The 25,535-nt window shown below is 49.4% G+C and carries 25 protein-coding genes; 15 read left to right on the forward strand and 10 right to left on the reverse strand.

The features are described 5' to 3' along the window. The first annotated feature begins 250 nt into the window (after positions 1-250). Positions 251-3,502, forward strand: coding sequence for an EAL domain-containing protein (locus KME12_10615; protein MBW4488228.1), 3,252 nt, complete (start codon positions 251-253; stop codon positions 3,500-3,502). 41 nt (positions 3,503-3,543) lie between these two features. On the opposite strand, the gene pheS is transcribed toward KME12_10615, so the two are convergent. Continuing rightward, entirely contained in the window at positions 3,544-4,545 is a 1,002-nt protein-coding gene (gene pheS / locus KME12_10620; protein MBW4488229.1) for a phenylalanine--tRNA ligase subunit alpha, read from the reverse strand. 298 nt (positions 4,546-4,843) lie between these two features. On the opposite strand from pheS, the gene KME12_10625 reads away from it, so the two are divergent. The 5 genes from KME12_10625 (at position 4,844) to KME12_10645 (ending at position 10,138) form a co-directional block, all read left to right on the forward strand. Further along, a complete protein-coding gene (locus KME12_10625) occupies positions 4,844-6,040 on the forward strand; it encodes a transposase (GenBank protein MBW4488230.1) in 1,197 nt (398 codons plus the stop codon). An 81-nt stretch (positions 6,041-6,121) separates the two neighbouring features. Continuing rightward, the gene (gene surE / locus KME12_10630; protein MBW4488231.1) at positions 6,122-6,934 is read left to right on the forward strand and encodes a 5'/3'-nucleotidase SurE; all 813 of its coding nucleotides are present in this window, start codon (positions 6,122-6,124) and stop codon (positions 6,932-6,934) included. 248 nt (positions 6,935-7,182) lie between these two features. Then, positions 7,183-8,091, forward strand: a complete 909-nt coding sequence (locus tag KME12_10635) for an MBL fold metallo-hydrolase (protein MBW4488232.1) — start codon at positions 7,183-7,185, stop codon at positions 8,089-8,091. Positions 8,092-8,167: 76 nt separating this feature from the next. Then, a complete protein-coding gene (locus KME12_10640; protein MBW4488233.1) occupies positions 8,168-9,103 on the forward strand; it encodes a bifunctional riboflavin kinase/FAD synthetase in 936 nt (311 codons plus the stop codon). A 126-nt stretch (positions 9,104-9,229) separates the two neighbouring features. After that, positions 9,230-10,138, forward strand: coding sequence for a MoxR family ATPase (locus KME12_10645; GenBank protein MBW4488234.1), 909 nt, complete (start codon positions 9,230-9,232; stop codon positions 10,136-10,138). A 10-nt stretch (positions 10,139-10,148) separates the two neighbouring features. Here the strand turns inward: KME12_10645 and KME12_10650 are convergent, their stop codons facing one another. Continuing rightward, complete coding sequence (locus tag KME12_10650) at positions 10,149-12,419, reverse strand: PAS domain S-box protein (GenBank protein MBW4488235.1); 2,271 nt, start codon at positions 12,417-12,419, stop codon at positions 10,149-10,151. A 357-nt stretch (positions 12,420-12,776) separates the two neighbouring features. Between KME12_10650 and KME12_10655 the strand changes: the two genes are divergently transcribed. From KME12_10655 to KME12_10670, 4 genes are all read left to right on the forward strand, one after another. Next, entirely contained in the window at positions 12,777-13,676 is a 900-nt protein-coding gene (locus KME12_10655) for a hypothetical protein (protein ID MBW4488236.1), read from the forward strand. 99 nt (positions 13,677-13,775) lie between these two features. Beyond that, positions 13,776-14,171, forward strand: a complete 396-nt coding sequence (locus tag KME12_10660) for a hypothetical protein (protein ID MBW4488237.1) — start codon at positions 13,776-13,778, stop codon at positions 14,169-14,171. 19 nt (positions 14,172-14,190) lie between these two features. Next, a complete protein-coding gene (locus KME12_10665; GenBank protein MBW4488238.1) occupies positions 14,191-14,622 on the forward strand; it encodes a hypothetical protein in 432 nt (143 codons plus the stop codon). A gap of 2 nt (positions 14,623-14,624) precedes the next feature. Further along, positions 14,625-15,620: a hypothetical protein gene (locus tag KME12_10670; GenBank protein ID MBW4488239.1), complete on the forward strand. Its 996-nt coding sequence runs from the start codon at positions 14,625-14,627 to the stop codon at positions 15,618-15,620. 249 nt (positions 15,621-15,869) lie between these two features. Here KME12_10670 and KME12_10675 read toward each other — a convergent pair whose 3' ends face one another. The 3 genes from KME12_10675 to KME12_10685 form a co-directional block, all read right to left on the reverse strand. Beyond that, positions 15,870-16,163 carry a hypothetical protein gene (locus KME12_10675; protein MBW4488240.1) on the reverse strand — a complete coding sequence of 98 codons (294 nt, stop codon included), beginning with the start codon at positions 16,161-16,163 and terminating at the stop codon, positions 15,870-15,872. A gap of 302 nt (positions 16,164-16,465) precedes the next feature. Beyond that, a complete protein-coding gene (gene typA / locus KME12_10680; protein ID MBW4488241.1) occupies positions 16,466-18,256 on the reverse strand; it encodes a translational GTPase TypA in 1,791 nt (596 codons plus the stop codon). Between the two features lie 38 nt (positions 18,257-18,294). Continuing rightward, the gene (locus KME12_10685; GenBank protein ID MBW4488242.1) at positions 18,295-18,579 is read right to left on the reverse strand and encodes a hypothetical protein; all 285 of its coding nucleotides are present in this window, start codon (positions 18,577-18,579) and stop codon (positions 18,295-18,297) included. A gap of 3 nt (positions 18,580-18,582) precedes the next feature. Here KME12_10685 and ugpC point away from each other — a divergent pair, with 3 nt between their 5' ends. Next, positions 18,583-19,689 (forward strand): sn-glycerol-3-phosphate ABC transporter ATP-binding protein UgpC, encoded by a 1,107-nt coding sequence (gene ugpC / locus KME12_10690; GenBank protein ID MBW4488243.1) that lies wholly within the window; start codon positions 18,583-18,585, stop codon positions 19,687-19,689. Positions 19,690-19,762: 73 nt separating this feature from the next. Here the strand turns inward: ugpC and KME12_10695 are convergent, their stop codons facing one another. Continuing rightward, positions 19,763-19,996: a hypothetical protein gene (locus tag KME12_10695; GenBank protein ID MBW4488244.1), complete on the reverse strand. Its 234-nt coding sequence runs from the start codon at positions 19,994-19,996 to the stop codon at positions 19,763-19,765. Between the two features lie 187 nt (positions 19,997-20,183). Between KME12_10695 and KME12_10700 the strand changes: the two genes are divergently transcribed. Beyond that, positions 20,184-20,630, forward strand: coding sequence for a hypothetical protein (locus tag KME12_10700; GenBank protein ID MBW4488245.1), 447 nt, complete (start codon positions 20,184-20,186; stop codon positions 20,628-20,630). Positions 20,631-20,650: 20 nt separating this feature from the next. Here KME12_10700 and KME12_10705 read toward each other — a convergent pair whose 3' ends face one another. Together KME12_10705 and KME12_10710 are read right to left on the reverse strand one after the other, a co-directional pair. Beyond that, positions 20,651-20,917: a hypothetical protein gene (locus KME12_10705; protein MBW4488246.1), complete on the reverse strand. Its 267-nt coding sequence runs from the start codon at positions 20,915-20,917 to the stop codon at positions 20,651-20,653. A 28-nt stretch (positions 20,918-20,945) separates the two neighbouring features. After that, positions 20,946-21,170: a hypothetical protein gene (locus tag KME12_10710; protein MBW4488247.1), complete on the reverse strand. Its 225-nt coding sequence runs from the start codon at positions 21,168-21,170 to the stop codon at positions 20,946-20,948. A gap of 297 nt (positions 21,171-21,467) precedes the next feature. Between KME12_10710 and KME12_10715 the strand changes: the two genes are divergently transcribed. Beyond that, positions 21,468-21,707, forward strand: a complete 240-nt coding sequence (locus KME12_10715) for a hypothetical protein (protein MBW4488248.1) — start codon at positions 21,468-21,470, stop codon at positions 21,705-21,707. Positions 21,708-21,820: 113 nt separating this feature from the next. On the opposite strand, the gene KME12_10720 is transcribed toward KME12_10715, so the two are convergent. Beyond that, positions 21,821-22,042: a Calvin cycle protein CP12 gene (locus KME12_10720; GenBank protein MBW4488249.1), complete on the reverse strand. Its 222-nt coding sequence runs from the start codon at positions 22,040-22,042 to the stop codon at positions 21,821-21,823. Between the two features lie 452 nt (positions 22,043-22,494). On the opposite strand from KME12_10720, the gene KME12_10725 reads away from it, so the two are divergent. Together KME12_10725 and KME12_10730 are read left to right on the forward strand one after the other, a co-directional pair. Continuing rightward, complete coding sequence (locus tag KME12_10725) at positions 22,495-23,895, forward strand: PQQ-dependent sugar dehydrogenase (protein ID MBW4488250.1); 1,401 nt, start codon at positions 22,495-22,497, stop codon at positions 23,893-23,895. Between the two features lie 374 nt (positions 23,896-24,269). Then, complete coding sequence (locus tag KME12_10730) at positions 24,270-24,428, forward strand: hypothetical protein (GenBank protein ID MBW4488251.1); 159 nt, start codon at positions 24,270-24,272, stop codon at positions 24,426-24,428. A gap of 327 nt (positions 24,429-24,755) precedes the next feature. Here the strand turns inward: KME12_10730 and KME12_10735 are convergent, their stop codons facing one another. After that, positions 24,756-25,352, reverse strand: a complete 597-nt coding sequence (locus tag KME12_10735) for a retroviral-like aspartic protease family protein (protein MBW4488252.1) — start codon at positions 25,350-25,352, stop codon at positions 24,756-24,758. Between the last annotated feature and the right edge of the window lie 183 nt (positions 25,353-25,535).

Raw genomic sequence — 25,535 nt, forward strand, 5'->3', positions numbered from 1 at the left:
TGAGTAGGGGGTGCCTTTTTGTCTGGATTAAGACAAGCTACAACAGGTAATATGCTGGCCACAATACTATTACCTACTTAGATTTTTGCTTGGAGCCTGCTGGTGATAATTCTTGTTTTGTGTAGTTTGTTGCTGACAGTCCTTAATTTTCTCGCTTGAATGGAGAGGGATGGGTAAAAAAAATTACACTTTACTTAGATTTGTTTGGGTTTGGCAGCCCGTTCTGGCAGTGAGCAACACTTCGAAAGACATGGTTGAGCAACAAGATTCTGTAAATGCAAGTCAGAGCCCGACCAAAGCGAGTTCCCTGCTCAAGCGGGTTAAGGAAGAAACCAAACTCTTACAAACTATTTCATTGGCTATTAGTGAGTCTGCCAATTTGGAAACCGCTTTGCAGGTGGCGCTGCAACAGGTATGCGAAGCCACAGGGTGGAAGTACGGCGAGGCTTGGTTAGCTGACTCAACCCAAACTCAGTTGCAATGTAGTTCGGCTTGGTACAGCCAATCTACCTCGCTCTCCAAGTTTAGAACGCTCAGTCAGGAGATGCAGTTCCAACCTGGAGTCGGTTTGCCTGGACGAGTTTGGGCGAAGCAAAAACCAGAATGGATTCAAGATGTTTCTCAGGAAGCCCCAACTAGCTTTTTGAGAACTGAAATTGCTCTAGAGGCAGGACTCAGAGCGAGTCTGGCCGTTCCCATTTTGGCGCGAGGGGCAGTGGTGGCTGTCCTCGTTTTTTTCATGTTTGAAGCGCGCTCTACAGATCAGCGCTTGGTGGAATTGGTGACAGCAGTAACAGCCCAATTGGGTGCGATTTTGCAACTGAAGCAAGCAGAGCAAGCGCTGCGAGAGAGTGAGGCCCGCCATCGGGCTATTTCGGATATGGCATCTGACTACGTTTACTCGGTCAGAATTGAACCGGATGGCCAACTGGTAACTGAGTGGGCTACGGAAGCTTTTTATCGTATTACTGACTACACGCTGGATGAAATTAATGCGTTAGGCGGTTGGGTCAGTCTGATTCATCCAGAGGATTTAGCGCTAACTTATCCATTTGCTCAAAATATCTCAGCTAATCAGCCTAGTGTGCTGGAGTATCGCATTATCACCAAATCTGGCGCTACTTGTTGGTTACGGGACTATGCCCGACCAGAGTGGGATGCGGTGCAACAGCGAGTGGGGCGAATTTTAGGGGCGGTGAAAGATATTACGGAGCGTAAGCGAGCTGAGGAAGCCCTCCGTCAAGCTGAGGTGAAGTATCGGAGCATTTTTGAGAATGCGGTTGAGGGGATTTTTCAAACGACGACCAATGGGCAATATCTGACGGCTAACCCCATGCTGGCAACGATTTATGGCTATGACTCGCCAGAGGAGTTGAAGGCGACCTTAACTGATATCCAGCAGCAACTTTACGTTGACCCTAGCAGCCGAGCTGAATTTATGCATCTGATTCAAACCCAGGAAGCTGTATGGGGCTTTGAGTCACAGATCTACCGCAAAGATGGTACCGTGATCTGGATTTCCGAAAATGCTCGAACCATCCGAGATGATCGAGGCCAGTTGGTTGGCTATGAAGGTACGGTTGAGGATATCACCCGCCGCAAGCAAGCAGAGGAGGAGTTGCATAAGCGTGAGGGGTTGCTGCAAGGTGTAGCAGAAGCGACTCGGCACCTATTAACCAATACTAATTATGAAGCCGCGATCGCGGAAGCAATAGGCACTCTAGGCACGGCAGCAGGAGTGGATCGGGTTTATATCTACGAAAATCATCTCCATCCTGTCACGGCTGAGTTGGCGATGAGTATACGGTTTGAATGGACGCGGTCGGCGATCGCCCCCACCATTCATCAAGCGCATTCGCAAAACCAGTCCTACCAGGAATTTGGTCTCAGCCGCTGGTATGCAGCTTTATCAACGGGTCACTCCATCAGTGGCCTGACTTGTGACTTTCCTGCTGCTGAGCAGGAACTCTTGGCGCTAGATCGAATTCTTTCGATTCTACTGGTGCCAATTTTGATCGATCAGCAATTCTGGGGCTACATCGGCTTCGACGACTGTACGACAGAACGCTGCTGGTCAAAGAGTGAAGAATCTATTTTGATTGCGATGGCTGCCAGCATTGGCGGGGCTTTGAAGCGAGAGCAAGCGGCTGCCACCATTCGCTATCAAGCCTTTCATGACTTACTCACAGGCTTGCCCAACCGGATTTGTTTCAACAATCGGCTATTGCCATCCCTAACTCAGGCGCGAGGCAGTGGTCAAAATTTGGCGGTGATGTTTCTCGATTTAGATCGATTCAAAACTATCAATGACACTCTGGGCCATGCCGTGGGAGACCACCTTTTACAACTGTCGGCTCAGCGCATTGCTAGTTGCCTTAGAGAGGGTGATGTTGTGGCTCGTTGGGGAGGAGATGAGTTTACGCTGTTATTGCCTAACCTCAGCTGTCCTGAAGCGGCTAGCAAAATTGCTCGACGGGTTCTAGAGTCGCTCAAACCTGCTTTCAATTTGGAGGGACACGATCTCTATATCACCAGTAGCATTGGCATTGCTCTATATCCGCAAGATGGCGAAGATGTACCCACATTGCTCAGAAACGCCGATGCCGCTCTCTATAAGGCCAAAGACCAGGGGCGAAATAACTACCAGTTCTACACTACGGCTTTGAATGCTCAGGCATCGGCTCGCTTGGAGCTAGAAAGTGGCTTGCATCATGCTCTAGAGCGTGGTGAGTTTGTGGTTTATTACCAACCGCAAGTAAATCTGCTCAACCAACAGATTACTTGTATGGAAGCTTTGGTGCGGTGGCAGCATCCAGAGCTGGGGTTGCTAGATCCGAAGGGTTTTATTCCATTGGCTGAAGAAAATGGGCTAATTGTGCGGATTGGAGAATGGGTGCTGCAAACTGCTTGTCAGCAGGCAAAGCAATGGCAACAGGCGGGATTTGTGCGATCGCGGGTCTCTGTCAACCTATCAGCGCGGCAATTTCAACAACCTGAACTAGTCGAAATTGTCGCTCGCACTCTGGCCGAAAGCCAACTCTCGCCTGAATTCTTAGAACTTGAAATTACCGAAACAACGGTCATGCAAAATGCTGACTCTACCTGTGAAGTTTTGCATGACTTAGAGAAAATGGGAGTTTCCCTAGCGATGGATGATTTTGGCGCAGGCTACTCTTCGTTAGGGTATTTGAAGAAATTTCCGCTCCATACCCTCAAAATTGATCAGTCTTTCATCCGGGATTTATCGATCAATTCTCAAGATGCTGCCATTGTGAGTGCTGTGATTGCTTTGGGACAAGGGCTAAATCTGAATGTGATTGCTGAGGGCGTGGAAACTCAAGCTCAACTAGAGCGGTTGCGATCGCTCCAGTGCCAGACCATCCAGGGTTACTTGCTCAGTCCTCCCTTAGCGGTGCCGGACGCCACAGCCTTCTTGCGAAACCATTGCCTGCAATTTCCACCCACTTTGGTTTCGCAAGATCGAGTCACTGCCCAGGTTTGAGGCACCTGAGTTTACCCCTCAACCAACTAGACCTCATCCAGCTAGAACTGCCGCAGAAATCGCAGGTCGCTGTTGTAAAGACGCCGGATATCATCAATCTGGTGCAGTACCATTGCCAAACGTTCTACCCCAAAGCCTGCCGCGAACCCAGTGTAAACTTCTGGGTCATAGCCAACTGCTTTCAGGACGTTGGGGTCTACCATGCCACAACCCAAAACTTCTAACCAGCGTCCTTTCCACTGCACGTCTACCTCTGCCGAGGGTTCGGTAAAGGGGAAGAAACTCGGACGGAAGCGGATGGGCACATCACCAAACATGGCTTCTAGAAAGACTTTGATTGTGCCTCGCAGATCCGAGAAGGTCAGCCCTTCGTCCACAGCTAAAATTTCGATTTGGTGAAAGACAGCGGAGTGGGTGGCATCCACTGTGTCCCGGCGATACACCCGTCCTGGCACTGCCACTCGGATGGATGGGTCATTTTCTTCCATGTAGCGAATTTGCACCGTCGAGGTGTGAGTCCGCAACAAATTCCCATCCGTCAAATACAGCGTATCCTGCATGTCACGGGCTGGATGGTCTGGTTGGAAGTTTAACGCTTCAAAGTTGTAGTAGTCGGTTTCCATTTCTGGACCTTGAGCCACGGTGTAGCCCAAACCCGTAAAGATATCCAATGCTCGGTCCATCGTGCTGTTCAGCGGATGCACTCGCCCTTGAGGCCGATACAGTCCCGGCATTGTCACATCCAGAGTCTCAGCTTCGAGCTGGGCTTGAATTTGGGCTGCTTGGAGAGCTGTGCGCTTAGCATCTAAATCATTTTGCAAAGCTTCTTTGACTTCATTGGTCAAAGCACCAATCCGAGGACGCTCCTCAGGTGGTAGCTTGCCCATACCACCGAGGGCTTGGGAGAGTTGGCCTTTTTTCCCCAGGTACTTGACACGGAGTTGATCTAATTGATCCAGAGTTTCGGCAGTGGCGATCGCCTGTTGCGCTTCTTGGCGCAGCGCTTCCAATTGGGCTTCCAGATCGCTAGTCTGATGAGTCATGCTAGGGGTGGTTCGTAAAACAATAATCTTGAGTGCAACGCTTACCCGTGAAACGTCGCTCTACATAATGTCAGTTTAGAGGCTAGCGTTCTGTTTTGGACAAGGTTTCCCCAGGTAGCATTTTGTCCCCTGGCAGCTGGGGTCAATTTATTGCCTCGGAATTTAGCTAAAGCAGCAGGAGTCCCGCACTCTGGCGAAGCCGAGCGTCGGCAGGAATGCGAGTCCGGCGTAGGAACGGAGTCGGACAATAATCTATCGGGCATACAGACAACTTCTTCTGATGAGGTAAAATAGGGGCATGAGTCAAGTCCTGACTATCTCCTGCAAACTCAAGGTCGACGAGTCGCAAGCCCAAAAACTGGATGCGACACTCGATGCTTTTGGGCTTGCGTTGAATTGGGTTAACCAAAACACGCCTGAGCAGATAGTCAATGCAGTGAAGCTGCAATCTCTTTGCTATTACGAAGTTCGCGCTCGTTTTGGTCTGTCGAGCAACCTGGCTCAACAGGTATGCAGACGAGTGGCAGGCTCTCGAAAAGTTGCGAAGAAAAAGAACCGCCCAGTCAAAGCATTCAGGATTGGCTTTGTCACGTACGACGCTCGAATCTTTTCGTTTCGAGAGAAGGACTGGACGGTTTCGCTCACCACGGTTGAGGGTCGTGAGCGGTTTGAATTGGCAATTGGCAACTACCAAGTCGGGGCGCTCAAAGGCTCTAGCCCAAAATCTGCCACGTTGGTTAAACGGCAGGATGGTTCCTACTACCTTCAAATCTGCCTGGAGTCGGAACCGCCACCGCAAAAGAACAAAGATGTTTTGGGCGTAGATTTGGACAGGACTGACATTGCCTATACTTCTGAGGGGCAAACCTGGGAAGGCAAGAGTCTCCACAAAGTGCGTGACCACTATGCCAACTTGAGAGCGAAGCTCCAACACAAAGCCAGTAAGGGCACACGCAGTACACGCCGTCGAGTGCGTGAACTGCTGCAACGGTTGTCTGGTCGTGAGCGTCGATTTCAAGCCTGGTTGAATCACAACATCTCGAAAAGTCTCGTTCAAACTGCCAAGTCTAAGCAAGCCAGCATTGCGCTGGAAGACTTGACGGGTATCCGTGAACGCACAAACCAACAACCCCGCAATAAAACCGAGCGGAGACGGTCGAACAGTTGGGCCTTCAACCAACTGCGATTGTTTATTGAGTACAAGGCTTTGGGCGCGGGGGTGAAGGTCGTGATGGTCAATCCTGCCTATACCAGTCAAACTTGCCACCAATGCCTGCGCATCCACCCCATCCAAGGGGAGTCGTACCGGAATGGTAAGTGGTTTGCTTGTGGTCATTGTGGCTGGCACGGGGATGCTGATTTGAACGGGGCGAGAAATATTAAAACAATCGGGTTGTCGGTAATACAGCCTGGAGGCTCCTGGCTATCTTGCAAGATGGCTGGCGGGTTACTAAAACTTCCTGGGCTTTTGCAAAGTCCGCGCTGTACCGTCTAAGCGGTCAGTGTCGGGAAGACGTTACGCACAATCAAAGTTTGGTAGATCCGTTGACCTTATATTATTGCGTCGAATTACTCCATGAGACTCCTAGTTAGTAACGACGATGGCATTTATGCCTTAGGAATTCGCAGCCTAGCGAATGGGATGGCTGAGGCAGGTCATGAAGTGACAGTTGTTTGCCCCGATCGAGAGCGATCGGCTACAGGCCACGGCTTAACCCTGCATAGCCCCATCCGAGCGGAAGAAGTCGAATCAGTCTTTCATCCCAGCGTCAAGGCTTGGGCCTGTTCAGGAACTCCTTCAGATTGTGTTAAGTTGGCTTTAGGAGCACTGCTGGACAATCCACCAGATTTTGTGCTCTCTGGCATTAATCACGGTTCTAATCTGGGGACTGATGTGCTCTACTCAGGCACAGTCTCAGCGGCGATGGAAGGGGTAATTGAAGGAATCCCCAGCATTGCCTTTAGTTTGACCAGTTTTAGCTGTAAAGAATTTCAGCCAGCCGTACACTTCGCGCAAACCTTACTGACTCAACTGGCTCAACACCCCTTGCCTAAGCTCGTCCTGCTAAACGTCAACGTACCCGCAGTCCCATTACAAGACATCATGGGTGTTGCCATTACTCGCCAAGGCGTTCGACGTTACACAGACATTTTTCAGAAACGCCTAGACCCTAGGGGCAAAACCTACTATTGGCTGGCGGGAGAAGTGCTAGAGGATGTCACGGATGAAGTCGATCTCAAAGAGGGTAACGAGGCGCTTACGGATGTGCAAGCCATTCGTAACAACTACATTACTGTTACTCCACTCCAATACAACTTAACTTCTGTAGACGGACTCACCAATTTACAGAAGTGGCAAGTAAAGTTCCCGGACTATCCATTGCTTTAATCGCAGAAATAAATAGGTCTTTCGGGCAGGAGTTTTCTGTCAAGTGGCGAAAATCTCTTAAAAGTAGGGCTTCGATCACTAACAAAGGGAACAATTTTAATTAAGTTGGAATCATACAGGAGTTTCTCCAAACTAAATTATTTGTAGATTCAACGTTTGTAATAGCCAGTGTGAGGCCAGGGTGAGGTCAGTGAGCCATCGGGCTGATGAGGACTCCGCATTAATCTGCAATCAAGTTCATCTAGAGCATGCATAACCAATTTACAGTTAATTTTTGGGGAGTCAGGGGCAGTATTGCTTGTCCTGGGTCTGAAACTGTTCGCTACGGCGGCAATACACCTTGTGTTGAGATGCGCGTCAATGGTCATCGACTGATCTTTGATGGTGGCACTGGCCTGCGGGTTTTAGGGCAGAGCATGTTATCCGCTATGCCTGTAGAAGCTTACATGTTTTTTACGCACTCTCATTGGGATCATATTCAAGGCTTTCCCTTTTTTACCCCTGCTTTTATTAAAGGAAATCGCTTTCATATCTATGGGGCGATCGCGCCGAATGGCTCCGATGTGGAGCAGCGTTTGAACGATCAGATGCTTCACCCTAACTTTCCGGTGCCCCTCCAAGTGATGGGAGCCGAGCTGGATTTTCAAAGCATTGAGGTTGGCCAGCCTCTGCAAATTGACGACATCACCATCGAAAATGCACCACTGAATCACCCTGGTGAAGCCATTGGTTATCGAGTCAGTTGGAAGAATCATGCAGTTGCCTACGTCACCGATACGGAGCATTTCCCAGACCGCTTAGATGAAAACGCACTCTGGTTGGCCAGAGAAGCCGATGTTTTGATTTACGATGCCACTTACACCGACGAAGAATACCACTCACCCAAGACTAGTAAGGTTGGTTGGGGGCATTCTACCTGGCAAGAAGCCGTCAAGGTAGCCAAAGCGGCAGGGGTGAAAAAGCTGGTTATTTTCCACCACGACCCGATCCACAATGATGATTTTCTCGATCAGGTGGGAGAACAGGTAGCACGAGTTTTTCCAAATAGCCTGATGGCTTGGGAAGGATTATCGATTCAGCTCACCACTGTCGCTACGTTGCCCGAAGCAGAACTAGAACCATCGGTCGTCGAGGCGACCATCTCTGCCTCGGCTTAACGAACTCTGCTGCGAGACTTCTGGTCAGCCAAATCTTTTCGTTCACAAGCTCCTGCTATGTGTCAAAATGTAAAGCGTGTGGGTCACTTCTTCTCTAACATCTGTTTTAACGCCAACTGCTGTCGCCCTAGGAAATTTTGACGGCGTCCATCGAGGGCATCGGCAGGTAATTCAACCTGTCTTAAATTCTTCTGAGCTGGCTTATCCTACAGTCGTCACCTTCAATCCCCATCCTCAAGAATTCTTTTCTGGGCAACCCAGAGCGTTGTTGACGCCCCTGAACGAAAAAGTTTTACAGCTCAAAGGAATGGGGATTCGGCAACTTGTACTACTCCCGTTCGATCGCGAGTTGGCAGATTTAAGCCCCCAAGCATTTGTCAAAGAAATTTTGGTCCGACGACTCCAGGCTCAGCAAATTAGTGTGGGAGTTGACTTTCGCTTTGGGCGGCAACGTACTGGAACTGCCGCAGATTTACAAGCGATCGCCGCCACCTTTGGGATTATCGTTACCCCTGTTCCGCTTTGCACCTGTGCAGATGAGCGCATCAGTAGCTCTAATATTCGGGAGGCTCTGCAAACAGGCGACCTAAACCGAGCCAATCGCCTCTTAGGACGTTCCCATACTTTGGTGGGCCAAGTCGCGTTTGGGCAGCAATTGGGTAGAACCATTGGGTTTCCTACCGCTAATCTTCAGCTTCCGCCCGAAAAGTTTGTACCGCAACATGGAGTCTATGCCGTTCGCGTACACAGTCCTACGCTCAGCCACTTGCCCAGCCCGCATTTAGGAGTGATGAATATTGGTCATCGTCCTACCTTGAATGGCATCAGTCGCACTGTTGAAGTCCATTTGTTAGATTGGGACGGGGACTTGTATGGTCAGACGTTGATCGTCAGCTTAGAGCACTTTTTACGCCCAGAACAAAAATTTGCTTCTCTAGAGGCGTTAAAAAATCAGATTCAAGCAGATTGCTTAACTGCGCGATCGCTCTTGGCTACCGCACCTAGTGTCTAAGCCAACGTCTATCGAGCAGCCTGAAGTGTTCATTGAGGAAGTAAATCCAGTAAACTTCCCATCCTCACTCAGGCTAAATTTTGACATGATCAATCAAGGGTCACCCTTAGGGAGCAAAAACCAGTCATGCGAGAGCGTATTGAACGGCTAACTCAAAATCTCAGTCAAACGATTGTGGGGAAAGCCGATGCCATCCGATTAGTCTTAGTCGCGCTCATCTCTGGAGGGCATGCCTTACTAGAAGATGTGCCGGGAGTTGGTAAAACTCTGTTGGCTAAGTCCTTAGCGCGCTCGATTGACGGTAAATTCCAGCGCTTGCAGTGCACCCCTGATTTATTGCCCAGCGATGTTACAGGCACCAATATTTGGAATCCCCGCTCTGGTGAATTTGAGTTTCTCCCAGGGCCTGTCTTTGCGAACGTGCTACTGACCGATGAAATTAACCGAGCCACGCCTCGTACCCAATCAGCGCTGCTAGAAGTGATGGAAGAGCGGCAGGTGACAGTAGATGGAACTTCTCGGCCTGTCCCAAGCCCGTTTTTTGTCATTGCCACTCAAAACCCAGTGGAGTACCAAGGTACATTTCCGCTACCCGAAGCCCAGATGGATCGCTTCGCCCTCTCTCTAACGCTGGGCTATCCCAGTGAGCAAGAAGAATTGCAGATGTTGCAACGCTTGCAATCTGGCGTTAGCGTCAACGAATTAAAACCTTGTTTATCTCTAGAAGATATTCAGGAATTACGACGCTTGTGTTCTGCGGTCAAAGTAGAGCCTTCTTTGCAGCAATACATTTTGAACTTAGTTCGAGCGACCCGCGAAGATGAGGAAATTAATCTAGGGGTGAGTCCACGGGGAACCGTTGCCCTGCAACGAGCCGCACAAGCCTTGGCTTTTCTAGAAGACCGCGATTATGCCATTCCCGACGATATTAAGCTTTTGGCCCCCCATGTCCTGTCGCATCGCATCATTCCTGCCAGAGGGCAGCGTGGACGGGCGATCGTCGATCGCTTGCTACACTCTATTCCTATTCCTTAATTCCTAGTCCTCAGGCTAATTCTTGGACCTGATCAAACGCTGGCGCATCAAGGGGAATTGTGCAGGCAGGCGCTGAACTGTGTAGCGGTAATGTGACAGCAAACGTGGTTCCCGCATTTAACTGGCTGATGACCGAAATCTGTCCTTGGTGAGCATCTACACATTTTTTGACGATCGCCAAGCCCAAACCTGTTCCTGGAATCGTTCCTACATTGGTCGCTCGGTAAAATGAGTCAAACAACCGCTGCTGATCTTCTTCAGGAATGCCAATCCCTTGATCCTGAATCTGAAAAACTACAGAGTCGTTCTCGTAAGACACATCTAGATAGATGTTGCTATTAAGGGGAGAGTACTTGGCAGCATTGGAAATTAGGTTGCCCAAAATATGCCGCAACAAGTTTTCATCCATATAAGCGTTTGTGGCGTCATTGGTGCTAGTAAAAACTAACGGATACTGTTGGCCTACAGTGAGGCGCAATTCTTCTACTAACTCCTGACAAAAGTCTTCTAGGATCAACGGCATGGGCTGACACTTTAGTTGTCCAGCCTCAGCCCGACCAATAATCAAAACTTCGTCGAGTAACTCGGTCATGCGTTTAGTTGCTGCATGAATCCGCTGGAAATATTTTGCTTTCTGCTCCTCGTTGACTTTGTGGGCATAGCGTTCTAGTAACTCACTTGACAACACGATCGCGCTCAGTGGGTTGCGGAATTCATGAGAAACCATTGAGACAAAATTAGATTTCAGTTGGCTGAGTTCTTTTTCTTTGGCCAGGGCGTTGTGAATATCGACTTCAGCTCGCTTGCGATCGGTAATATCGCGTGAAGAAATCTGGATTTCTTGAATCGTTTGTGTTTCGGATGCCCGAATCGTTTTTGCAGTTGATTCTAGCCAGACATAGTGCCCCTGCTGATGGCGGAAGCGATAAGACACTGAGTAGGTTTCTGGCAGTTCTAAGATGGTGTCGTGGATGAGGCGCACTGCTTCTAAATCATCCACATGATGAAAATCGTAGGCGGAGCGACCTAGTAGTTCTTCCGGTTCATAGCCTAGTAAAGAGTGACAGGCAGGCGAGACGTAGAGGAATGTGCCATCAGGGGCATGCTGTGAAATCATATCTGTTGAATTTTCTGCCAACAGCCGAAACCGTTGTTCGCTCTCACGCAGCGCTTGTTCAAATTGTTTGCGTTGAGTAATGTCGCGCATGAAAGCACAGTTGTATTCTCGGCCTCGAAATTCTAAATAGTTACGAGTTACCTCCACCGGGAAAAAATGGCCCTTTTTATGACGGTTCAAGGTTTCCAGTGTGTAAGAGCTTTGTTGTTGGAGTCGGCCCCAATCTGCTTGCCAATCTTGGGGCGATAAAGCAGGAGCAATATCGAAAACTGTCATCATTAACAGCTCTGCTTTGGTATAACCAAACATCTGGCAAGCTGCTTCATTGACATAGACAAAGCGAGCATCTGGTTCTGTCCAAATCACGGCTTCTGCGGCATGATTTACGGTAAATTGCGTAAACTGTAATGCCTCTTCAACCCGTTTACGCTCTGTGACATCTCGCACGATGCAGACAAAACCATCCTTATCAATCGCAGTCAGCGACAACTCTTGATAGAATTTTTCACCGTCCTGCTTCTTAGCGATCACTTCGCCCCGCCAAGAACCTTTATCTTGCAAATCTAAGGCCGCTCGGCGGGCCATCCCTTTGAGATCAGCGTCATCATAAACCAGCCTCCAAGTTTTCCCTAGTAAATCCGTTGGGCTGTCATAGCCATAAATCTCGGCGTACGCTTGGTTGAGGTAGATGAACTGTTCATCTTGGTTTAGGATTGCCACTCCATCACTTGCCGCTTCGATCGCGGCTGATTGCCGCTGCATGGTTTTGAGCGTTTGGCTGCGTTCAATGGCGTAGCGAATCGATCGCACCAATAAATTAACTTCAATTTGACCCTTGACGAGATAGTCTTGAGCACCTTGCCGTAGGGTCTCAATCGCGATCGCCTCATCATCGAGTCCTGTCAAGACCACAATTGGGATGTTAGGGGCAGTGGCCTGAACTTGCTGTAAGGTTTCTAAACCTTGCTCGTCGGGAAGGAAAAGATCTAGGAGGACAACGTCACATTCGTCTTCGCGCAAGTAGGTGAGCGTATCGCTCAGTTGCGTTATGTGTACCACTTCCCAAGCAGCAACACTGGTTTCAATCTGCAAAATCTTTTGTAGAAAGGTTGCGTCAGTCAGACTATCTTCTACTAGCAAAATTTTGATGGCTTGAGCATACATAGTGCTGGCGACTTAATTTCAGGAGCAACGTTAGGAAGGCTATAGCTAAAGTTCCCGTTCTAGAAAGAGGATGCGCGGCTGAGCAGCATACTTTCGGACTGGGCTAGGCGAATCGGGTGAAGAATGCTCTTAAATTTTGCGCTTAATTTCGTCTTCAGTACTGTATTTAGCAGCACTGAGAACAGTTTTAGGGTAGGAAATTACAGTTTTTACGTTCTAACTGCTGTAAAAAGCGATCGCCTCGGAATACGGCTGACATTGTTGCAAGTTTTATAGTATAGTCCTGTTATTTAATAGTACTTTTGTACTATTAAGGTGATTCACCCTAGAGCGTCGAAGTTAGCTACCCCCAGTGCCATGAAAGAACCTGCTCCAACTCGAAGAAACAGAACCTGGACCGGACGCAGTCAACTGAAGCAATCTGCATCGTTCCCCGCTAATCGCATGATTCAGCTAGCTCATGCAGTCAGCCGAGCTACTGCGATCGAAAAATCTTATAGTCAAACTGTTGAATCTTTGCCACCTCTGGCAGAAATGCCTCCCTCAACTGTAACGCCCCCGCGTCCGCTGCATCGCCCACGCATTAAGCCCAAGTTGTCGAGTGGAGATTCTGCCTTGTCAGCAGATATAGCTCAGCGAATTGAAGCGCAAGCGGTTCGGGTTGAGCAGTTATCTGCCGAACTGAGAGCAGCGATGGCACAGCTTAAAACCATGACTAAAGAAAACTACTCGGAGCCTTCTGGAACCCTAAACCCAGAGCTGAGCAACGCAGTCCCTCTAGCCCAAGCGGTTTCTGAGCAGGCGAGTGGGACGGCGGATCTAGCCCAAGCCAAGCAGAACGCTACCTCAACGGCTCAACTATTACGGCGACTGAAGCAGCGGAAAAAAAGTCCAACTCGCCTCCGTCTTCGTAGTCATCCAACCCGGACTCTGCGAAACTCTCAGTTCCGGTGGAACGCTCACCGTTGGCTGCGGCAAGTGCGTCGCTGGTTCAGGGCTGGAGTTCAGCTACCCGTGGGTATGTCGGCCATCCTAAGTGATGCTGCTATTTGGGTGGCGATCGCAGCAGCAGCTCGCATAGGTTTACAAACCCTGATTCAGGCTTATCCCGTCTTTTGGCCACCTGTAATGCTGCTCATTACTGTAGTGGCTCTACTCACCACGTACCAAGCTGTGTTCAATTCAGCCACTGGCGTTCCTTGGGCCTATCGGTTGCTATTGGTCGTAGCGGGTTTGTGGTTGGGAGGGCGGCTCTAATGCCTGGAATCTTTGCAATATCTGGGGCAGTAGGGCAGGTGTGGTGGTGAGGATGGAGCTAGGTTCTAGAGTCGAAGCATTACCAGGGGCGAAGGACAGATGAAACGCGATCGCTTTCAGAGGCTAGATTTGAAATCCCTCTTCAAACCGTTGCTCGTGAGTGGACTGGTTGTCGCAGTTTTGAGTCTATTCCTGGATTTGCATGGAGTTGTCAAAGCCAAAAATCATGGCGAAGTTTGCCAAGAAATTGTGCAATCCAAGTCCACGCTCTCTAGAGAACAATTAGCCAAACTTCTCACGATTCCAGAGCGCGATCGCAAAAGCAAAGTACAGGGGATTTTGAAAGCCCCTTACTGCAAGTTACCGAAATTAGAAGTCCGCGCTGGTGTCAAGGCCGAGCGAGAAGCTTATCCCTTAGAGTTTGACCCCCAGACTTGGTTAGTGATTTTGTATGAGGGCGATGAGTATGCGGGGTATCGGTTTAGTTTTCGTTAGGTTGGCTGTGGCGATCGCCATCTTGGCCCTGCTGCGCTTCGGTTGCTCTCGTCAGAAAACCACAGAATTAACCCCTCAGAAAATCCAATTGGCTCAAACCTGGGAACTCCAACCGGGTAGCGCGATCGCGGGTTATCAAGTTGCCGGAGGTCTGGGCGATATTTCCATTTTTTTAGGGGGTAAAGCCGTGTTTGCGCCGTTTACTGGGTCGGTGCAGCCGTACCAAGGTAACTGTGTTTTGTTTTCTAGTGATGAGGTGCCAGCTTACCTATTTCGACTTTGTGGCCTGAAGCAACCCCAGGTAGGCGATGTGCGCCGAGGGGATGTCATTGGAGCGGGTACCTACTTACAGTTTGCCGCGCTGCGAAAACAACCCAATGGCACTTGGGCTTTTGTCGAACCTTCTCGAAGCATTTTGGAGCGCACTCTTAAACAGCATCAAACCAGATAACCATGAAACAGCATCATTTTGTTGCCGCTAGCTTGCTTGTGGTCACGCTGGGCACAGCTCAGGCTGCACAAGCAGATGATGTCGGCTTAGACTTTAGTCTCTCCTCTGAACAACATTTGGCGGCCACTGCAATGGCTCAGGGTTTAAGTCAGGCTCCTACGTCCCCCTCTACTGCCTTAGAACCTGCGACAGAAATTGGAGAAAGTGAGCTGGATTTTGCCCTAGCCCCACCCGCTGTAGAAACCCCAGCCCCGCCCAACCCAGCTACCACCAACCCCAGTTCCCCTAGGACTACCTCTGCGATCGCAGCCACTGATTCTGAACCAGTGCCAGCTGCACCCGCTGATTTGTTTGAGGGAGGTGTCAACTCATTGGTTGCCAAAGCTGTGGGTAGTGCTGAGGGTACCAGAACCCCGATGGGCGATCGCACCAGGGCTTACTACGGACATGTAGATCCAGGCAACGGTGTCTGGAATCTCGGCTCTTTTTCTTACCAGCATGGTGCCCCCTCTCCGGAAGCAGCGGATGAGAAGCAGCTCAAACGATTAGCCAAGCAAGCCACAATGGTGCGACAGCAAGCCGCCGCCAAAGGCATGCAGTTAAACCTGGAAGAGGAACTGAATGCAATCGATTTAGCGAATCAAGCTCCCTTAGCAGCTCTCGATCGCGGCGGCTATATCGACTGGCTAGAGGCTGCTCACAAAATGGGCTTGCGGGGTTCAGATGCAGTCTTGTGGGCTAGGACGCGATCGTTTCTGAACCCAGATACAGGTCAGTGGAATGCCCCTGGTCTCGGCAACAATGTCTATAGCATTTCTCGTGACCAAGAACGGCGGCAGCAAGCCATTGCCAGAGCGATCGCCCTGCATCAACAGCAATATCAGAAACCAGCCGCTGCGGTAGCTTCACCCCAGCCACTCCAAACATCGGCTAGTGCTCCACCTCCCACACCAGAAGCGGTGGCAACTCAAATCGTTTTCTACGACTTAGACCCGTGAAGATTTGTGGAGTGTACACACTGCATTATTTGGTGCGATCGGTGGCTCCTGGCACTTTCCTCAACGCACAAAAAAGTCGAGGTGAGTTTAATAACCCTCGACTTTTTTGTTTTTGATCGTTTTAATGAAAAGCTGTAGTAACGCGATCGCAAGGTAGATAACACACCTTGAGACGAGATTCAGAGAGGTAAGCATTGGCTTAGGCGGCGATGTCCCACTGCCCAGTCCTACCTAAAATGCTACTTTCAGTTATTCCTGCTCTATCTCTTGCTCTAAGAGATTGGAGAGCTTACCTCTGATGTGAGCCACTCTTTGGCTGTCTTTGGGATACGCCACAAGTTTGACTTCTACTTCAGTAATATTTTTGATTCGAGTTGTCTTTTCCCAAAGTCTCTTTTCTCTCTCAGTTTCGTCCTCATATCGGAACGTCACCGTTTTATTCGTCACATCAAGAATTTGGACGTTTTTGATCCAAGTATTCGTACCGCCGAGACAGAGCCAAACGTTTGGCTGCCCAATAAGCTCTCTAAGCTTGTCTCTCATAGATTGGCTTTTCCTTTCCTTGGTAATGAACTAGGGTGCTGCTCAGCGTAATTCTTGGTGACTGCACAGTTAAAAGTCAGTCGCGTTTTTGCCTGTGCCTATAGAATCCACTAACTTAGTTCTTAAAATCACCGGGAAAACACTTAATCTAGTAAGCCGTAGTTAAGCCGTTTATATAGATTTATGGATGTCAACCCCTCCAGGCATGTTGCCCCTTGAGGATTTTTACAACTGATAGCTCCCACTAAAAAAGGCGCACAGCTAACTGCACGCCTCTTTTGAAACTAACAATGATTGATACCTTAACGCTTGGCTAGTTTCTTGGTGACTTTGCGGAGACGAATGGATTGGGGGGTAACTTCCACCAACTCATCGGGACCGATATACTCCAATGCCCGCTCTAGGCTCATATCAATCGGAGCTTGCAATTGTACTAGTTCCTCACCCCCGGAAGCTCGGTGGTTGGTCAGCTGCTTACTTTTACAGATATTGAGTTCTAGGTCTTGCTGGCGGTTGTGCTCACCCACAATCATGCCCTTGTACACCTTGGTACCTGGCGTGATGAAGAAAGCACCCCGATCTTCAGCGTTCTTCATAGCGTAGAAGGTAGCGGTTCCTTCTTCAAACGCAATCAGCACACCATTGCGGCGGGCCTCAATATCACCACCCAAAGGACGGTAATCGAGGAAGCTATGGTTCATGATGCCTTCGCCACGAGTCAGCCGCATAAACTCACCCCGGAAGCCCACCAGACCACGCGCCGGAACTACGAACTCCAGCTGAGTCCGACCGTTGGGGCTGACCATCATGTTTTGCATTTCAGCGCGACGCTGACCCAAACGCTCGATACAGCTACCGACTGCTTCTTCGGGCACATCGAGAACTAAATTCTCAAACGGCTCGCAAGGTTGACCGCTGACTTCGCGGTAGATGACCTGCGGCTGAGATACTTGGAACTCATAGCCTTCCCGGCGCATGGTTTCGATCAAGATGCCCAGGTGCAATTCACCCCGACCCGAAACCAGGAAGCGATCGGGAGAATCGGTTTCTTCAACCCGTAGAGCTACGTTGGTTTCTAGTTCTCGCATCAAGCGATCGCGCACCTGACGAGATGTGACGAAATTACCTTCTTGGCCCGCAAACGGCGAGTCGTTTACCGAGAAGGTCATCTGTAAGGTTGGTTCATCCACCTTAATCAAAGGCAGCGCTTGAGGCTCGTTGGGGCAAGTAATGGTTTCACCAATGTTGGCATTGGCAAAGCCAGCCACTGCCACAAGGTTGCCTGCGGTCGCTTCTGCAATATCAACCCGTTTTAGGCCATCAAAGCCCATCAGCTTGCTGATCTTGGCTTTAACAATTTCACCCGTCTCAGTTACCAATGCTGCTTGCTGCCCAACGCGAATCGTACCGTTGTGAATTTTGCCAATCACAATCCGACCTACGTACTCAGAGTAGTCCAGCGTGGTGACCTGCAATTGCAGTGACTTGCTAGGATCGCCCACAGGTGGGGGGACGTGACGTAGGAAGGCATTGAAGAGAGGCTGCATATCTACGCCTTCTTCTTCTAGAGTTTCTTTGGCGTAGCCTTCCAGACCCGAAGCAAACAGGTAAGGGAAATCGCACTGATCGTCGTCAGCACCGAGTTCTAGGAACAGATCCAAGACCTTATCAACTGCGGTGTGGGGGTCAGCACGAGGACGGTCGATTTTGTTGACCAATACGATGGGACGCAAACCCTTTTCCAGAGCTTTCTTCAGTACGAAACGAGTTTGTGGCATGGGGCCTTCGTTGGCGTCTACAATCAGCAGACAGCCATCCACCATGCCTAGGACACGCTCGACTTCACCACCGAAATCTGCGTGACCAGGGGTGTCAACAATATTAATTAGGGTTTCTTTGTAGCGAACCGCAGTGTTCTTCGACAAAATAGTAATGCCGCGCTCTCGCTCCAAATCGTTGGAGTCCATGACGCAATCCGGAACCTCTTCTCCTTCACGGAATGTGCCAGCTTGTTTGAGCAGTGCATCGACAAGAGTAGTTTTGCCGTGGTCAACGTGGGCAATGATGGCGACATTGCGGATGGGGAGAGACATAGAAAAGTTCCAGCGTTAAGGAATAAAGAGCTAGGATTCTAGAGAAAAGTCAAGGCTTCTTGAATTAAGTTTTCCCGCAAGAAGCTTAAATCTTCCTGTAAAGAAGACTTAATAAATTCTAGCTTACTTGACCAAGGCATGAAAGTTTTATTGAGGTATGAGGTATAGGGGAAAGCCACACCTCCGGAGGGGAAATTACCGGAGAAATGTCTTGGCAAGTTGAGCGATCGCCCAACGTAACTCCTATCAATCTCCGGAACCCAAGTAGATTTTGAGCTAAAGTGCGATCGCAGTGGGGCAAGTCGCAGGGACAAGTTGGGCAAACAATGGCAAAGGTTCGACTAGAGGAAATCACCCGCCAATTTAAAGAGGCAGTCGCGATCGCAGACATCACCTTTGAGGTGCCAGATGGCGAGTTCTGGGTGATGGTAGGGCCATCAGGTTGTGGCAAGTCTACGATTCTACGCACGATCGCAGGGTTAGAAACAGCCACTTCAGGCAATCTCTACATTGGCGAGCGACTGGTGAATCAAGTGCCCGCACGTCAACGCGATGTGGCGATGGTGTTTCAGAACTATGCCTTATACCCCCACATGAGCGTGGCGGAAAATTTGGCCTTTGGCTTGAAGATGCGAAAAACTGACTTGCAAACCATCCAGGAACGAGTGAAATCGGTGGCGCGATCGCTCGATATTGCCCATTTGCTCGATCGCAAACCGAAGCAACTCTCTGGCGGTCAACAGCAACGGGTGGCGTTAGGACGGGCGATCGCTCGCAAGCCGCAAGTTTTTCTCCTAGATGAGCCGCTTTCTAACTTGGATGCTCAATTGCGCGATGATACGCGGGCTGAACTAAAGCAACTGCACCAACGCTTGGGTATCACTACCATTTATGTCACCCATGACCAAGTGGAGGCTATGACCCTGGCGGACCAGATTGTAGTGCTGAAGCAAGGCCACATTCAACAGATTGGCGCTCCCCAAACTATTTATGCTCGTCCTGCTAATCGGATGGTAGCGACGTTTTTGGGCAATCCGCCCATGAATATTATTTCTGCCACCTATGAGGATGCAGCGTTTCACCTGACAGACCAATCTTTTGCTTGTCCTTCAGCGATCGCAACCCAAATTTCTCTCCAGCTAGGTCAAGCAGTTGATCTCGGTATTCGGCCAGAGTATTTGCGTGTTGTGTCTGACCTACAAGACTCACACTTAACCGTTGAAGTTAGTGTTGTTGAACCCCTGGGACGAGAAATCTTGATTCGAGCTGCTCTACCCGCAAGCTCAGCTAATGCAGCGAATTCAGTGATCAACTTGCAGGTTAGTCCAGAGGTTCGGGTGTGCCCAGGCGATCACTTGGGTCTGCAAATTGACTTCGCTCAACTATTTATATTTGACGCTGCTACAGGCGAACGGCTGTATCCAATTAAATAGGGTTGGTGGTTTGTGAGAGACACGTTTCTGGAGGTACCCCTCACAACCCTATGGGATTGCTATATCAACTGAGTTAATAGACTGAGCCGCAAAGTGACTTCAGCTCAACTTCTGGCTGCCCAATATGATTTTGACGACAGAGTAAAACTTGTGCCGTTCGTTGCTGGAAGTAAACTCGGTGAGCAAACCAGCCAATAGGCAGACCGCCTACTATCCCCAGTAAGATACCAATCGTCAAACTCCGGATGAGATCCTTACGTCTAATTCTGTTTTGTTCGGTCCGTACATGCTCGTGATCAGTTAACACTGCCCAACTCCTCAAGCTCTTGCTGCTTCTTTACTTAATGAAAGCGAAAATGTCTCTACTTGCCTTCTCTCCTAAGTGAGGAAGCAGCCGGAAGTTGACAGCAATGTTACATCCCAAAGAGGTAGTTGTATTGAGATTGTCTTCTCCAGCGCTACGATCGTATTACCCGCCCATTATTTGAGCAGCAATGGCAAAAGATAAGCATCAAGTTTCCGTTAAGCTATCGCCCGAATTAAGACAGCATCTTAACGCCTACAAAGCGAGTCGAGGCAAGCGATCGCTAAAAGCAGCCATCGTTGAAATTTTGGAAGCCCATTTTCGCTCCATCCCCCTCCCCAACCAGCTACCAGCCGTAGATAGTTCCATAGGGCGAATTGCGAGTCTAGAAGCCAAAGTGACCTATCTCAACGAGCAAGTGGCAGCCCTAAAGCAGGCGATCGCCACTCCTCAGCTATCTACTCCAACTCTGAGGTCAGCAATTTCCGTTGGGCAATTCCCACCTAACTCTGCTCAACCCCAAAGTGCGGCGAATCACATCCAGCCTGAGGTGCTAACTGTCGCAGATGATGATGATGACGACATGTACGACGATCCAGACGAGATTCTTTACAGCTTTTTAGAGCCTCAAACCTAGCTTCGGTTTTATCTATAAAGCTAGTATCTATGACTAGGTTGACTGGGTTGGCGATGGGCCACAAGTTGTGATTGAGCCGTCGCTGTGGAGACTAAAGTCCAACCTTCTCTTAGTAATCTTTGATAAGTTGCCCAACCCTTGGAACCCCCTGGAACTTGATAGTCGGGCACGGCATATTGAGGAAAAGATTGGTAAGGTTGCCAAGGTTGATGCGGCTGCATGCGTAAGTGCAGCAACTTTTCGTCATCCTTTTGCCCCACGGGTAGCCAGCACATTTGTCTAGTCATAGTACTCCTCACCATGCGTCGAGAGAACTTAGGGAAGTAGCTTGGCAGTTGGTTTCAGCAATAGCCAACTGACCAAGAAAAATGCTGCCGTGAATACTTGAATTAAATCCCCGGCAGACAAGGACTGATCTGCCCAGGAGGCAACGCTGCGATCAACGAAACCAAATAGCCAAGATGGAATGCCCAAGAACCAAATTCCTTGCCTTAATTGAGTGACAAAAAGGGTGAGTTCTGAGAGTGACTGATGGTTCATTGATGCCAGCGCCCGATCGGCAGCTCAGTAGTTCTGTGCATAATCTAGCAACCCAGTCAAGTAACTGCAACTTTTATTAACAAATAATTTGAATCGTGATATCTCTACATCAATTTCTCAGTATTGGCTGTGTTGGTATCAGAGCTTGAATAAAGCTGCACTTGCCGTAGAATCGTAATTTCTTCACTTCGAACGTTTTGATAAAGTCAAGAATTATGAGAAGATAAGCCTCAGTTTGCTGAATTTGAGGCTTATGCCACTTAAAGCAGTAAAAGAATTATTTGGAAGTACTTGATAATGCGTTGTGCTATTTCCAGTCAAGCGGGGCAGGTGATCGCTCAGGGCCGTCTCATCATTGATAAAGATGAGAATGGAGAGCTGAGACTAAACTTCCAAACCGATGGCGGCAGGGTGATTCAGGGAGGAGCGATCGCCTCGGATGGAGACTTAACTACGGCGAGTCAGGAGTTGTTCCGCCAGTTTCGGAGTGCTTGGCGAATGATTGACTGTACTTTGACGGCAAAATCGGATAGCTAGGGGCAGAATTTTGCCATGAAAAAACTCAAACCCTGTCACACGAGTTTGAGTTTTCAGATGGTTTTAATGATCGCAGTCTTGATTATGGAATCAACCACGAGTGTTTTAGGGGTCTAGTTATCGTAGACTCGGCACTCAGCGGCATCTGGATTATCGTCGCAAAACTGTTCCAAAGAGTTCTTCTGCTTAGATTGACGTTGATGCGATGCTTCAGCTTGGAGTTCTTCAACCGCATCCCAAGCAGCAGCACATTCGCCGGAAGTGCTACCGCTGGTGTCACAAACGGCACGCGCTTGGTCCCGTTCTTGTTCGATTTGCTTTTGAATATCGCTCATGGATTTTTCGGTTTCGTCTTAGTTGTCTTTGCGCTAGGGTTAGGAACTCGTCAGCTGGTCAGCTTCTGAGGTTAGGTATCCTGTCAGGCTATTTAAGCAGCTATTCACAGTAATACAAGAGGCCAAGACCGAATAACCAGATTGAGTCTTATTTTTTAAGATTTAGGACTTTCTGGAAGTTCACTCTTGCCGTCTCTTAACTCAACTATAATGCTAACCCGCGATCGCCTGCTATCACCCTACTTTCATTTCTGCCTCAGGAAATAAGTTACGGCTTGGTGACATAGGCTCTTAATGCATCGTTGAGTAGAGGTTGGAGACCCGTCTTCTGCAATGTCTAAGATTGATTGTTAGCCTGAGGAAGTAGGCGGGTAAGGGTTCGCTTTTTACCTCTGTAGCCTACTAAGGTAAGGTTCTGTTGATCTTGATTTTGCTGGATTTAGAGTTCTACCATGCCTGTGCCTCAGCTTGTGCCCCTAGCTTCTGCTCATTGGTTATCACTGACGCTACTCCTCCTCACTGCCACAGGTTGTAGCCAGGTGGGTACGACATTGCCAGAGCGATCGCAGCTCAACTCACCCCTAGCGGCCCAGGGTCCCACGACCCCCGCTCCAACTTCGCCGAAGCAATTAACGACGCAAGCTCAACCTCCCAAGAATTTAGTTCCTACAGAAACGCTTTCACCCACTCCGATTCGCTTAACGGTGGCAGACTTACCCCAGCCCTACGCCACCAACAGCGCTTCTAAAAGCCCGGATGTCATTCCCGTTCCCAATAATCCAGTGCTGCGCGTTCCCGCAGGTTTCACAGTGAATGTGTTCGCCGAAGGACTCGATAGACCCCGGTGGCTGGCGTTGACCCCCAATGGAGAGGTGCTGGTGACTGAAACTCGGCAAAATCGCATTCGCTTGCTCCGTGACAGTAATGGGGACGGGGTGGCTGATGTCAAAAAGACTTTTGCTGGACCCAGCAATGGCTTGTTTTTGCCACTAGGTATGGCCTTTACTCAAGACGCTTTCTTTCTGGGTAACACCAATGCTGTGCTGCGGTTTCCTTATCAACCGGGTCAAGAGCAGCTCACAGGTCAAGGTCAACCCATTGCTCAACTGCCTGGAGAAGGCTACAACCAACATTGGACGCGCAATGTCGTCGTATCTCCTGATCAACAAAAGCTTTATGTCTCTGTAGGTTCGGAGAGCAACGCGGACACGGAGCCACTCCCTCGTGCTTCTGTGCAGGTGATGAATTTAGACGGCTCGAATCAACAAACCTGGGCTTATGGCCTTAGGAATCCTGTAGGACTGGATTTTCACCCGGGGACAAAGGCGCTGCATGCCACGGTAAACGAGCGAGATGGGCTAGGGGACGATTTAGTGCCTGACTATCTCACTCAAGTGCAATCAGGAGAATTTTACGGTTGGCCTTATACTTACCTCGCTCCCAATTTGCTTGATCCCCGTCATGCCACAAATGGGAAAAGCGATCGCCCAGAATTAGCCGCTCAAACTCGTACGCCTGATGTGCTGTTTCAAGCTCACTCTGCTGCTTTGGGTTTGCAGTTTTATGACGGCAACGCATTTCCTCAGAAGTATCGCAATGGGGCTTTTGTGGCGTTTCGGGGTTCTTGGAACCGCAATCAAGGCACAGGCTACAAAGTCGTGTTTGTTCCCTTCAATGCCGAGGGCCGTGCTGAAGGACATTACGAAGACTTTTTAACCGGATTCCTTCTAGATCCGAGTGGGCCTACCACCTGGGGGCGGCCTGTTGGTCTGTTGGTGCTACCTGATGGCAGTTTGCTAGTCACCGAAGAAGCCAATGGTCGAATCTACCGCATCCAATACCAAGGCATGTGAAGTACCCGACGCTGATTGCAAGCAATACAGCACGGGCTTCCTGTTTCAACAGCCGCTGCCTCCACCTTGCAAGCAAAGTATTGGTCTGATGCAGCTTCTGGAGGTTTTGGTCATGCCTGCATTCGCAGCACATCCCACTGACTCCCGTGATAGTTGCCTACCACCCAGGCAGCAACCCGCCTTCCACAGGTTGATAACTTTTGCTTTTGCTTCTCTTGGATTTACGCCATGGCAACCAGCTGGAGAAAACAGCTTCCCTGAGCTACCGATCTGTCTGCGGCAAGAGTCGAACCTCTACTTTGAAGTTTGCCTGTCTGTTCGATGCGGTCAGGTGGGTTGTTAAACCATCTGTATTATACCCTGGAATCCTTGCCATGAAAAGATTTCAAGCCTTTTATTTGCTCGATAGGTTGGCGATTCGTCGCTCACCTACTCCACCCGCCTATGGCATCGTTCGGGGTGAGACTCCTCATCGCCGGACTCCCTATCCCGACGCTGACTTTTCAAGTACAGCGCGGGGCTTCCGTCGCTAGCTAAATCTGTTCCATCCAGCGATCGCACCTGCCTCTACCTCTGCCGATCTGATCTCAGCTAATCCGATCTCAGCCGATTCGATGGATCAGGTCAGTTCTGTATCTCTGATGTAGTTATTGGCACAGTTTGAACTGCCTTTACTTTCTAAAATCTTGTCGCTGGTGTTCGTCAGCGTTCAATCTCCTAACTTCGGCAGCATTCAGTCATTTGGGCTTACGTCTCAGCCGCTGACTGAATGCTTTTTTCTTTGGCTTAGCGATTTCTTGTACCTAAACAGACGATAGTTCTCATGTTATGGATTAGGGATTCAGGAGATCTGCAAAGCTCTACCGGACTCGAAACTCAACTACGTCTCGCTTGATGGTGATGTCGTACTTGCCGAAAAAGTCGTGACCGAGTAAACCTGTTTCTAGCTGAGGGCCAGCGATCGCCACTAGCAGTCCTTGAGCGGTTGCACCATTGACTTCCATCGTGTGAACCTTACCCAACGGTAACTCAATGCCTTTAGCACTGGCAGTATCAAACTTGAGTTTAGCGACTGGAACTAAGCGCAGCATAGCAGCCATCCGCTGGGTGATGACTGTCCCGCTAGCACCCGTGTCTACAATCATTTCAAAGGTTTGGTTGCCATTGAAGGTGACGCCAATGATGGGGGTGCCAGCCTCACGCCGGAGAATTCTGGTTTGAAAAACTTGCCCTGGAGGTAAAGTATTCGTTCTGGTAAAGGTGGCTAGAGTGCCATTAGAAGATGGAGTGCTGCCAGAAGCATTTCCACAAAGCTTGGACAGATCGATTGCTCGGCCAGCAGGGTTAAGCATGTAACAACCATCTAACTCCTGAGCGATCGCAGCAGTTGAGAAACGGGGTAACAACGGCGACAGAGCAGCAGCCAATACAGCAGTTAGACAGAAGAATCTCAGCATTGCCTAAGCCTTAGAAGTTCTTTTTTAGAGTCCCCATTCCAGGTGCATTTTTACTCAATCTCCCCAAAAATTGCTGCCTGGATGCTGGGTTATTAAAGAACATACCTTACCGTGAACCTACTAGAAAGTCATACAGCTTACTGTCTGACCATTCTGCGTTCTAGTCGCGCGATCAATTTTGAG

The sequence above is a fragment of the Trichocoleus desertorum ATA4-8-CV12 genome (assembly GCA_019358975.1).
GTDB lineage: Bacteria > Cyanobacteriota > Cyanobacteriia > FACHB-46 > FACHB-46 > Trichocoleus > Trichocoleus desertorum_A.

Excerpts from the sequence above, each read along its gene's own strand:
- typA (MBW4488241.1), bottom strand. The coding sequence starts at position 18,256 with ATGTCTCTCCCCATCCGCAATGTCGCCATCATTGCCCACGTTGACCAC.
- KME12_10650 (MBW4488235.1), bottom strand. The coding sequence starts at position 12,419 with ATGTATGCTCAAGCCATCAAAATTTTGCTAGTAGAAGATAGTCTGACT.
- KME12_10730 (MBW4488251.1), top strand. The coding sequence starts at position 24,270 with ATGAAAAGATTTCAAGCCTTTTATTTGCTCGATAGGTTGGCGATTCGT.
- KME12_10705 (MBW4488246.1), bottom strand. The coding sequence starts at position 20,917 with ATGACTAGACAAATGTGCTGGCTACCCGTGGGGCAAAAGGATGACGAA.
- KME12_10735 (MBW4488252.1), bottom strand. The coding sequence starts at position 25,352 with ATGCTGAGATTCTTCTGTCTAACTGCTGTATTGGCTGCTGCTCTGTCG.
- pheS (MBW4488229.1), bottom strand. The coding sequence starts at position 4,545 with ATGACTCATCAGACTAGCGATCTGGAAGCCCAATTGGAAGCGCTGCGC.
- KME12_10725 (MBW4488250.1), top strand. The coding sequence starts at position 22,495 with ATGCCTGTGCCTCAGCTTGTGCCCCTAGCTTCTGCTCATTGGTTATCA.
- KME12_10710 (MBW4488247.1), bottom strand. The coding sequence starts at position 21,170 with ATGAACCATCAGTCACTCTCAGAACTCACCCTTTTTGTCACTCAATTA.
- ugpC (MBW4488243.1), top strand. The coding sequence starts at position 18,583 with ATGGCAAAGGTTCGACTAGAGGAAATCACCCGCCAATTTAAAGAGGCA.
- KME12_10635 (MBW4488232.1), top strand. The coding sequence starts at position 7,183 with ATGCATAACCAATTTACAGTTAATTTTTGGGGAGTCAGGGGCAGTATT.
- KME12_10645 (MBW4488234.1), top strand. The coding sequence starts at position 9,230 with ATGCGAGAGCGTATTGAACGGCTAACTCAAAATCTCAGTCAAACGATT.
- KME12_10715 (MBW4488248.1), top strand. The coding sequence starts at position 21,468 with ATGCGTTGTGCTATTTCCAGTCAAGCGGGGCAGGTGATCGCTCAGGGC.
- KME12_10615 (MBW4488228.1), top strand. The coding sequence starts at position 251 with ATGGTTGAGCAACAAGATTCTGTAAATGCAAGTCAGAGCCCGACCAAA.
- KME12_10675 (MBW4488240.1), bottom strand. The coding sequence starts at position 16,163 with ATGAGAGACAAGCTTAGAGAGCTTATTGGGCAGCCAAACGTTTGGCTC.
- KME12_10660 (MBW4488237.1), top strand. The coding sequence starts at position 13,776 with ATGAAACGCGATCGCTTTCAGAGGCTAGATTTGAAATCCCTCTTCAAA.
- surE (MBW4488231.1), top strand. The coding sequence starts at position 6,122 with ATGAGACTCCTAGTTAGTAACGACGATGGCATTTATGCCTTAGGAATT.
- KME12_10625 (MBW4488230.1), top strand. The coding sequence starts at position 4,844 with ATGAGTCAAGTCCTGACTATCTCCTGCAAACTCAAGGTCGACGAGTCG.
- KME12_10700 (MBW4488245.1), top strand. The coding sequence starts at position 20,184 with ATGGCAAAAGATAAGCATCAAGTTTCCGTTAAGCTATCGCCCGAATTA.
- KME12_10655 (MBW4488236.1), top strand. The coding sequence starts at position 12,777 with ATGAAAGAACCTGCTCCAACTCGAAGAAACAGAACCTGGACCGGACGC.
- KME12_10720 (MBW4488249.1), bottom strand. The coding sequence starts at position 22,042 with ATGAGCGATATTCAAAAGCAAATCGAACAAGAACGGGACCAAGCGCGT.
- KME12_10670 (MBW4488239.1), top strand. The coding sequence starts at position 14,625 with ATGAAACAGCATCATTTTGTTGCCGCTAGCTTGCTTGTGGTCACGCTG.